General features: G+C 37.1%; 8 protein-coding genes. All 8 read left to right on the forward strand.

Annotated elements, in window-relative coordinates; genetic code table 11:
• Positions 1-162 precede the first annotated feature (162 nt).
• On the forward strand, positions 163-1122 hold the full coding sequence (gene hflK / locus GD441_RS16290; protein ID WP_153127465.1) for an FtsH protease activity modulator HflK: 960 nt from the start codon (positions 163-165) through the stop codon (positions 1120-1122).
• Positions 1115-2047, forward strand: coding sequence for a protease modulator HflC (gene hflC, locus GD441_RS16295; protein WP_153127466.1), 933 nt, complete (start codon positions 1115-1117; stop codon positions 2045-2047). Before hflK ends, hflC begins: the two co-directional genes overlap by 8 nt.
• A 177-nt stretch (positions 2048-2224) precedes the next feature.
• On the forward strand, positions 2225-4858 hold the full coding sequence (gene polA, locus GD441_RS16300) for a DNA polymerase I (RefSeq protein ID WP_153127467.1): 2634 nt from the start codon (positions 2225-2227) through the stop codon (positions 4856-4858).
• A 21-nt stretch (positions 4859-4879) separates the two neighbouring features.
• Positions 4880-5713, forward strand: a complete 834-nt coding sequence (mutM, locus tag GD441_RS16305) for a DNA-formamidopyrimidine glycosylase (RefSeq protein WP_153127468.1) — start codon at positions 4880-4882, stop codon at positions 5711-5713.
• A gap of 86 nt (positions 5714-5799) precedes the next feature.
• Positions 5800-6432 (forward strand): sporulation membrane protein YtaF, encoded by a 633-nt coding sequence (gene ytaF / locus GD441_RS16310; RefSeq protein ID WP_153127469.1) that lies wholly within the window; start codon positions 5800-5802, stop codon positions 6430-6432.
• A gap of 20 nt (positions 6433-6452) precedes the next feature.
• On the forward strand, positions 6453-7061 hold the full coding sequence (gene coaE / locus GD441_RS16315; RefSeq protein ID WP_153127470.1) for a dephospho-CoA kinase: 609 nt from the start codon (positions 6453-6455) through the stop codon (positions 7059-7061).
• A 328-nt stretch (positions 7062-7389) separates the two neighbouring features.
• Positions 7390-8421 (forward strand): glyceraldehyde-3-phosphate dehydrogenase, encoded by a 1032-nt coding sequence (locus GD441_RS16320; protein ID WP_153127471.1) that lies wholly within the window; start codon positions 7390-7392, stop codon positions 8419-8421.
• A gap of 604 nt (positions 8422-9025) precedes the next feature.
• On the forward strand, positions 9026-9406 hold the full coding sequence (gene speD / locus GD441_RS16325; RefSeq protein ID WP_153127472.1) for an adenosylmethionine decarboxylase: 381 nt from the start codon (positions 9026-9028) through the stop codon (positions 9404-9406).
• Positions 9407-9797 lie beyond the last annotated feature (391 nt).

Consider the following 9797-nt stretch of genomic DNA (forward strand, 5'->3'; position numbering starts at 1 on the left):
TGTCACTTCCATTCTAGGTTTTTGGGTGTGTGGTAACCTCAATTATCCTTAGAATTCAGGGAGTGGCAATTTTTTTGCTTATAAAGCCCTCTATCTAGGCATTTTATAGCCTATTTAATATAAAAGTTTTGACAATACGTGAAAAAGGAAGGGGAGAAATGTATGGCTAGTCTAAAAAGAATCTATATCATTACCGGACTCGTTGTTTTATCAATCATTATCATAAATTTGGCTATTACGACTTGGTATACCGTTGACGAGTCAGAGCAGGCAGTTGTTATGACTTTCGGGGACGTTCAGGATACTGTTACAGAACCAGGTCTTCACTTTAAGCTGCCTTGGCCAATCCAAGCTGTTGAAAAGCTATCAAAAGAAACATTTAGCCTCCAGTTTGGGTATGAAGAAAAGGATGGAGAAATTAAAGAGTTTCCGAAAGATACGAAAATGATAACAGGCGATGAAAACATTGTCCTTGCAGATTTAGTCGTTCAGTGGAAAATTACGGATCCACCGAAATTTTTATATAACGCAGATGATCCAAACAAAATTTTATACAATGCAACATCTTCTGCACTTAGGAGCATTATCGGCAGTTCAAAAATTGACGATGCTTTAACATCTGGTAAAGCTGAAATTGAGGCGGAGGTTCGCGATCTTTTGTCAGACCTCATTCAAAAATATGATATTGGCATCTCGGTGCTTGCTGTTAAATTACAAGATGTTGAGCTTCCAAATAGCGAAGTGCGCAAGGCGTTTACAAATGTAACAGATGCTAGAGAAACGATGAACACCAAAATCAATGAAGCCCGTAAATATCAAAACCAGAAGCTGAATGAAGCAGAAGGAGAAAAGGATGCTATTATCTCAAAAGCAAATGGAGATAAAGCGGCTAGAATTGAAAGAGCCCGTGGAGATGTAGCTGTGTTCAATAAATTATATGCTGAGTACAAGAAAAGCCCTGTTGTGACAAAAGATCGGCTTGTACTGGAAACGTTGGAGCAAGTACTTCCGAAAACAGAGATTTACATAATGAATGACGATGGCGGTACAATGAAGTATTTCCCAATTCGTCCTCTAGAAAAAGAACAGCCAAAGGTAGAGGAGGGGACAAAGAATGAATAATGGAAATGTGATTGATTTAAATGAGAAAAAGCAAAATGGATTTCAATGGCGAGGATATATTAAAATAGGAATCTTTTTTGTCATCCTGATCGCTATTCTTCTAATCTTCCTTACAAATATTTATATTGTAAAAGAAGGAGAATATAAAGTAGTTCGACAATTTGGAGAAGTTGTAAGAATTGATAAGTCACCAGGACTAAAATATAAAATTCCATTTATCCAAAGTGTTACTACCTTGCCCAAATATCAAATGACATATGATGTGTCAGAAGCTGAAATCAACACGAAAGATAAGAAAAGAATGCTGATTGATAATTATGCAATTTGGAGAATTGTCGATCCGAAAAAAATGATTTCAAACGCTAGAACGCTTGAAAATGCGGAATCAAGAATGGAAGAATTTATTTATTCTGTCGTTCGTTCAGAGCTGGGACAATTGAATTATGATGAAATCATTAACGATGAAAAATCTTCGCGCGGCAGTGTAAACGACCGTGTAACAGAGATGGTAAATGAATTACTTGCAAAAGACAATTACGGAATTGAAGTGACAGACGTCCGTATGAAACGTACCGACCTGCCACCAGAAAATGAAGAATCAGTTTATAAGCGTATGATTTCGGAACGTGAATCGAAAGCTCAGGAGTATTTATCAATGGGTGATGCTGAGAAAAACAGGATTGTTGCTGATACTGACCGCAAAGTGAAAGAAATTATCTCAAAAGCTCAGGCGGATGCTGAAGTTATAAGAGCAGAAGGTGAAGCAGAGGCTGCAAGAGTCTATAACCAATCTTTTTCAAAAGATGTGGAGTTTTACAATTTATTTAGAACGCTTGAATCCTATAAGAAAACCATCAATGGAGAGACGGTTATCGTTCTTCCTTCTGATTCACCATACGCAAAGCTACTCATGGGCAATCCATAATATATGTTAATAAGGTCACCTGAAGGCATAATGCTTTAGGGTGGCTTTTTCTCTTTATATACTTTTTTCAATTATTTTTATTTGGATTGTTTGTCGTGATAAAATAAAAAGGAATCAATATAGAACAGATCAAAGCATGTGAATACATAAACCCATCTGATTATAAGGAGGATTCCCTTGACAAAAAAATTAGTGTTAATTGACGGAAACAGTATTGCATATCGGGCTTTTTTCGCTTTGCCATTATTAAATAATGATAAAGGAATACATACGAATGCGATTTACGGTTTTACGATGATGCTTACGAAAATACTGGAGGAAGAAAAGCCATCCCACATTCTGGTTGCCTTTGATGCCGGCAAAACAACCTTCAGGCATGAAACCTTCAAGGAATATAAAGGAGGAAGACAAAAGACCCCGCCTGAGTTATCTGAACAGTTTCCATTCATTCGAGAGCTGTTAGATTCATTTGGGATTTCCCGCTATGAGCTGGAAAACTATGAAGCAGATGATATCATCGGAACGCTTTCGTTGCAGGCTGAAAAAGAGGGGTTTGTAATCAAGGTTATTTCGGGTGATAAAGATTTGACCCAGCTTTCATCTCCAAAGACTACTGTTTGTATTACACGTAAAGGAATTACAGATATTGAAGAATATACACCTGATCACATTCAAGAGAAATATGGCATTACTCCTAAACAAATCATTGATCTGAAAGGTTTAATGGGAGATTCATCTGATAACATTCCAGGAATTCCTGGTGTAGGTGAAAAAACAGCACTAAAGCTCTTGCATCAATTCGGAACTGTAGAAAAGCTGCTTGAATCTATCGATCAAGTCAGCGGTAAAAAATTAAAAGAGAAAATAGAAGAAAATAAAGAATTAGCTGTCATTTCCAAGCAGTTAGCGACAATTACAAGAGAAGCGCCAATAGATATCACATTAAATGATATTGAATATAACGGTTATGATCCATCAAAGGTCGCAGCTATTTATAAAGAACTTGGTTTTAACTCGCTTCTTGAAAAGCTTGATCTTCGGGATGAACAGAAGATTGACGAGAAGTATGAGAAAATCTCAGTCATGATTGTAAACCAAATCGAAGAAAACATGTTTGCAGAAGAAAATGCCTTATATATTGAAATATTAGAAGAAAATTACCATCATGGTGAAATTGTTGGAGTTTCTATTTCTAATGAAAAAGGAAACTTCTTTATTCCAACAGAAGTGGCAATTGAGTCATCTGTTTTTAAAAAGTGGGCAGAAAATCCCACTATGAAAAAAGTAGTATACGATGCAAAAAAGGCTGTTGTGGCCTTAAAGCGTAAAGGAATCGATTTAAAGGGTATTGTTTTTGACGTTTTTATTGCTTCTTATATATTAAACCCATCTGAATCAGGAGAAGATGTATCGGCCATTGCAAAAAGTCAAATTGGGCACTCTCTTCCTTCTGATGAAGCTGTTTACGGAAAGGGAGCAAAACGGGAAGTACCTAATCAAGATCAGCTTGGCGAGTTTCTTGGCCGGAAAGCAGAGGCTATTTATAAATTAAAAGAGCCTATGACAGAGGCATTGAAAAAAAATAGCCAATTTGAGCTGTTCAAGGAGCTTGAAATGCCGCTATCCTTCATATTAGCTGAAATGGAATTCCAAGGTGTAAAGGTTGATGTTGAAAAGCTTAAGGATATGGGGAAGATGCTGACAGAGAGGCTTAAGGAGCTTGAGGAGCACATTTATTCGTTGGCTGGTGAAACTTTTAATATCAATTCCCCTAAACAATTAGGAGTAATCCTATTTGAAAAGCTCGGACTTCCGGTTTTGAAAAAAACAAAAACAGGCTACTCAACCTCTGCTGATGTACTTGAGAAGCTAGAGGAAGAGCATGAAATCGTGCGTCAAATTCTTCATTATAGACAGATTGGAAAGCTGCAATCTACTTATATTGAAGGATTATTAAAAGTAATTGATCCGAAAACGAAAAAGGTCCATACCCGTTTTAATCAGGCATTAACTCAAACGGGAAGATTAAGCTCAACAGACCCTAATTTACAAAATATCCCCATTCGATTAGAAGAGGGCAGGAAAATAAGACAAGCATTTGTTCCTTCTGAAGAAGGATGGCTCATTTTTGCTGCCGATTATTCTCAAATTGAATTGCGAGTGCTTGCCCACATTGCAAATGATGAAGGCTTGATTGAAGCTTTCAAAAGCGATATGGATATTCACACGAAAACAGCGATGGATGTTTTCCATGTGAAGAAGGAAGAAGTCACAGCGAATATGAGAAGACAGGCGAAAGCTGTAAATTTCGGGATTGTTTATGGAATTAGCGACTACGGACTTTCCCAGAGTTTAGGTATAACAAGAAAAGAAGCGGGAATGTTTATTGAGCGTTATTTGGAAAGTTTTCCTGGTGTTAAGGAATATATGTCCGATATTATTCAGGATGCTAAACAAAAAGGGTATGTAACGACTCTTTTGAATCGCAGGCGATATTTGCCGGAAATTACTAGCCGTAATTTCAATTTAAGAAGCTTTGCTGAACGAACAGCGATGAATACACCGATTCAAGGATCAGCAGCTGATATCATCAAGCAAGCGATGATTAACATGAGCGAACGATTGAAGAAGGAAAACTTGCAAACAAGGCTTTTGCTTCAAGTGCACGATGAATTAATTTTTGAGGCACCTGAAGAAGAAATTGAAATCCTCAAAAAAATCGTTCCGGAAGAAATGGAAAATGCGATTAAATTAAAGGTACCTTTGAAGGTAGATTATGCATATGGTCCAACATGGTACGATGCAAAATAAAAAAAGAAAGGCGTGTAAAATATGCCTGAGCTTCCTGAGGTTGAAACGGTCAGGAAAACATTAGAAGCACTTGTAAAGGGAAAGACAATAGAGCATGTTGAAGTGTTCTGGCCGAAAATGGTTAAGCAGCCGGAAGAAGTGCAGCAATTCAAAGATGCATTGGTAGGTCAAACGATCTGGGAAATCGGTAGAAGAGGTAAATTTCTTATTTTCTTTTTAGATGACTATTCTCTTGTATCCCATTTAAGGATGGAAGGGAAGTATGGAGTATTCCCCAAAAATACTCCGATTGAAAAGCACACTCATGTTATTTTTTCTTTTCAAGATGGCATGGAGCTCCGCTATAAGGATGTACGTAAATTTGGTACGATGCATTTATTTTCAAAAGGAGAAGAGCAAAATGCTCTACCGCTCGTACAATTAGGACCAGAGCCATTGTCTGAAACGTTCACAACGGAATATTTGAAGGAAAAGATTAAGGGTACAAAAAGAAACATTAAAAGTGTGCTATTAGATCAAACGGCAGTAGTCGGAATAGGCAACATCTATGTTGATGAAGCACTGTTTCGATCTGGCATTCACCCTGCAAGGTTAGCTTATTCGTTAACTGACGATGAAATCGAACGTCTTGTGACAGAAATTAAGGCTACTTTATCTGAAGCGGTGGAATTAGGGGGAAGCACAATTCGCTCTTATTTGAATTCACAAGGTCAAATAGGGATGTTTCAACTTCGTCTGTTTGTTTATGGACGAACGGGAGAAAGCTGTAAGCGATGTGGAACGCCGATTGAAAAGCTAAAAGTTGCTGGCCGGGGCACTCACATTTGTCCTCAATGTCAGCCTTTTATGAAGTAGGAGGAATTTTCTCTTACTAAAAGTTTAACATTGGATGGGCTCCTTCCATATACTATCCTAGCGATTGTTAGGAAGGAGCTATTTTCATGGTCAATTGGTTTTCACTTTTTGCACTTACATTTGCTGTTAGCTTAGACAGTTTTAATGTTGGTTTAACATACGGTCTAAGAAAAATTAAAATTCCCTTCAAGTCAATTGCAGTAATTGCCTGTTGTTCCGCTCTTAGCCTGTTGCTATCTATGGGAGTAGGCCAAGCTATTAGCGGGATTCTAACGCCTGAAGGATCGGAACGTACAGGAGGAATCATTTTAATCGTTCTAGGGATTTGGATCATCCTGCAGTTTTTCAAGCCGGAAAAACACGAGGAATTGCCTGAAGAAAAAATCATTTTTAACCTTGAGATTAAATCATTAGGTGTTGCCATCAATATTTTAAGAAAGCCGTTAACAGCCGATTTTGACAAATCAGGCACAATAAATGGTATTGAAGCGTTTGTGCTAGGTTTTGCTCTTTCACTAGATGCTTTTGGTGCAGGAATTGGAGCAGCGATGCTTAATTTTTCTCCTTGGTTACTCGCTTTTTCTATTGCAATCATGAGCTCGCTGTTTATTGTGATGGGTTTAAGTTGTGGTAAGCGTTTATCCGCAAATGAATGGATGAACAAAATCTCCTTTTTGCCAGGGATTATATTAATCATCATTGGTCTTTGGAAATGGTAATCAAAGTGTGAGGAACTAAAATGGGAATTGTAATTGGTTTAACTGGCGGAATAGCTAGTGGAAAAAGTACAGTAAGTAATATGATTAGGAATTTGGGCTTTGAAGTGATTGATGCCGACATTGCCGCAAGAAAAGTCGTCGAGCCCGGTGAGCCTGCCTATTTTAAAATTGTAGAAAGCTTTGGGGAGCATATTTTAACGGAAGATGGGAGAATTGACCGACCAAAGCTAGGTGCCATTATTTTTCAAAACGAGGAGAAGCGATTGCTTTTAAATAGCATTGTTCATCCTGCAGTCAGGAAATTAATGATGGATGAAAAAGAAGAGATCTTACGAAAAGGGGCAAAGGCCGTATTTTTGGATATTCCGTTACTTTTTGAAAGTAAATTAACCTATATGGTTGATAGGATTATTCTTGTGTATGTGGATGAAAAGACACAGTTAAAGAGACTAATGGATCGCAATGGTTTTACGGAAAAAGAAGCAACAGACCGAATACGATCTCAGATGCCCCTAAAAGAGAAAGTCGCATTAGCAGATGCAGTGATTGATAATAATGGGACATTAGAGGAAACAAGAGAACAGCTTATCGATTTGTTAACAGGCTGGGGGTTATCGAATAAAGCATAATCTAGTAAATTTGAGTTTAAATCATAACATTGGAAGTCCTATGAAGAGAATTCTCTTTAGGGCTTCTTTTTTTTGCATAGATCAAGTTAATTTACACTTTAAAAGCAACAGACTTTACGAAAACAGCATTTTATAGATCTTGAATGGTATCTTATCCAATATCTTCCTTTTAATTTATTTACAAAACTTTCAAAAAATATCCATAAATTCTAAAAAGTAAAACATTTTAAAATTCCGCATTTTTATCATCACAATTGGGTTTTATTATGTTATACTAATTACATCAAACACACAAAAAGTATAACACTAATTCGGAAGGAGCCGAAAAATGAAAGCACGAATTGCAATCAATGGGTTTGGCCGTATTGGGAGAATGGTTTTTAGAAAGGCAATTTTAGAGGATGATATTGAAGTGGTGGCGGTAAATGCTAGCTATCCGGCAGAAACGTTAGCACATTTAATAAAATATGACACAAATCATGGAACTTTCAAAGGAGAAGTGATTCCTGAAGAGAGATCCTTGTTAGTAAATGGGAAACGAGTACAGCTATTGAGTAATCGCGATCCGAAAGAATTACCTTGGAAAGAATTAAACATCGATATCGTAATTGAGGCTACTGGAAAGTTTAACTCCCGAGATAAAGCTGCTCTTCATCTTGAAGCGGGGGCAAAGAAGGTAATCTTGACAGCTCCGGGGAAAAATGAAGATATAACGATTGTTATGGGTGTTAACGAAGACTCCCTAGACGTCGAAAAGCACTTTATTATTTCTAATGCATCCTGTACTACAAACTGTCTTGCTCCAGTTGTTAAGGTATTGGATGAGCAATTTGGAATTGAAAATGGCTTAATGACAACTGTTCATGCCTATACAAATGACCAAAAAAATATTGATAATCCACATAAAGATTTAAGACGAGCTCGCGCTTGTGGTCAAAGTATTATCCCTACCACTACAGGTGCAGCAAAAGCTCTTTCTCTCGTATTGCCACACTTAAAAGGCAAGTTACACGGTATGGCTTTACGAGTGCCAACACCTAATGTATCGCTTGTTGATTTAGTTGTGGATCTTAAGCGTGACGTAACTGCTGAAGATATCAATGATGCATTTATTGCTGCATCACAAGGACCATTAAAAGGAATTCTTCAATACACTGAAGAGCCGCTCGTATCTGTTGATTTTAATACAAATCCTCATTCAGCGATCATCGATGGATTATCAACCATGTGCATTGGGGACAATAAGGTAAAGGTACTTGCTTGGTATGACAATGAGTGGGGCTATTCTAACCGCGTGGTTGATTTAGCCAAATTAGTAGCAGAACAGCTTCTTTCCCATAAAGAAGTAAAAGTTGGTTAATTCATCTCATTTATCTTTTTTAATCATCCTTTTTTATTTGTTCGAGGCTATCCATAAGTCCCTAAAATGAAGCAAGTGGAGAAAAACGATCCGTTTTTCTCCACTTGCTTTTGTGTTATTTGAATTTTTCTCTCAAAGTAGCTGGCGAATTCCTGCTACTTTCAATATGTTGTGGGCTAATGCTACAATTTTAAAGTTTTGCTCATTTTGGGCTCTAGAAAGTATGGAAAATAGACATTCTGGACAACCCCTTTTTACTTAATATGGAATTATTACTTTTTTGTAAAGAGCAACAATACTACATAATTCGATCTATTTGGTGGTTTCAACTAACCATCAATGGGAGAAAAGAAAAATCCTCTATTGATGGAAGTTTCATTTTATGGTGATATCTAACAAAATTGTGATAGAAATTTTTTAATAAAGCATATTGCAAAAAGGGCATAATCATCGTATACTATGTTTCGTGAACTTCTTAGGAGATCATGGTAACTACTTAAAGGGTTAGGACCTCCTCGGACTAACTTTCCCCCGTGGTAGTTAATCGGTTGAAATTGTCAAGAATTATTGAAAATCTTAATCATGTTAAAGGGGGAAATTTGACATGGAAACTATGGGTAGACATGTAATTTCAGAACTTTGGGGTTGTGACTTTGACAAGCTGAACGACGTGGAAAAAATTGAGCAAATCTTTGTAGATGCTGCTCTAAAATCTGGTGCGGAAATTCGTGAAGTTGCATTTCATAAATTTGCTCCACAAGGTGTAAGCGGAGTTGTTATTATTTCCGAGTCACACTTAACCATTCACAGCTTTCCAGAGCACGGCTACGCAAGCATCGATGTGTATACTTGCGGAGATTTAGACCCTAATATTGCTGCAGATTACATTGCTGAAGCACTTGGCGCTCAAACTCGTGAAAACATTGAACTTCCACGTGGTATGGGTCCAGTCCAAGTAAACAAAGCACAAGAAAAAGCCCTATAAAAATTCGAAATCACAGAGAGGTGTTCATTACACCTCTCTTTTCTATTTTTTATGAAATGCCTATGATAGAGCACTTTACATTTCCTTTTTTTTATGAATATGTTTAAACTAGTACAAAAGAATAAGATTAGAGGTCGGTTATGATTGGATTGTTTTTCATCCATTTCCAGATAGAGATAGATAGCATCCGGATGGGAAAATGCAAACCCGTTCCTACAAATGGGATCTGATGCAGGTATTCATGCAAAGTTATTTTGGCTCTATACTAAATGTGGTGGTCATGCTTATCATCTCAAGGGCTCAGATAATTCACAAAAAATGATTAAAAAATAACACCTTCTTCTCTCTCTTTGATAATCTAAAGTTGCCAACAATAGAAACCAAAGGGAGA

The sequence above is a fragment of the Peribacillus tepidiphilus genome, from assembly GCF_009466385.1.
Classification (GTDB): Bacteria; Bacillota; Bacilli; order Bacillales; family DSM-1321; genus Bacillus_BN; species Bacillus_BN tepidiphilus.

Coding starts and splice junctions, on each gene's coding strand:
- hflK (WP_153127465.1), top strand. CDS start 163: ATGGCTAGTCTAAAAAGAATCTATATCATTACCGGACTCGTTGTTTTA.
- hflC (WP_153127466.1), top strand. CDS start 1,115: ATGAATAATGGAAATGTGATTGATTTAAATGAGAAAAAGCAAAATGGA.
- mutM (WP_153127468.1), top strand. CDS start 4,880: ATGCCTGAGCTTCCTGAGGTTGAAACGGTCAGGAAAACATTAGAAGCA.
- ytaF (WP_153127469.1), top strand. CDS start 5,800: ATGGTCAATTGGTTTTCACTTTTTGCACTTACATTTGCTGTTAGCTTA.
- coaE (WP_153127470.1), top strand. CDS start 6,453: ATGGGAATTGTAATTGGTTTAACTGGCGGAATAGCTAGTGGAAAAAGT.
- GD441_RS16320 (WP_153127471.1), top strand. CDS start 7,390: ATGAAAGCACGAATTGCAATCAATGGGTTTGGCCGTATTGGGAGAATG.
- speD (WP_153127472.1), top strand. CDS start 9,026: ATGGAAACTATGGGTAGACATGTAATTTCAGAACTTTGGGGTTGTGAC.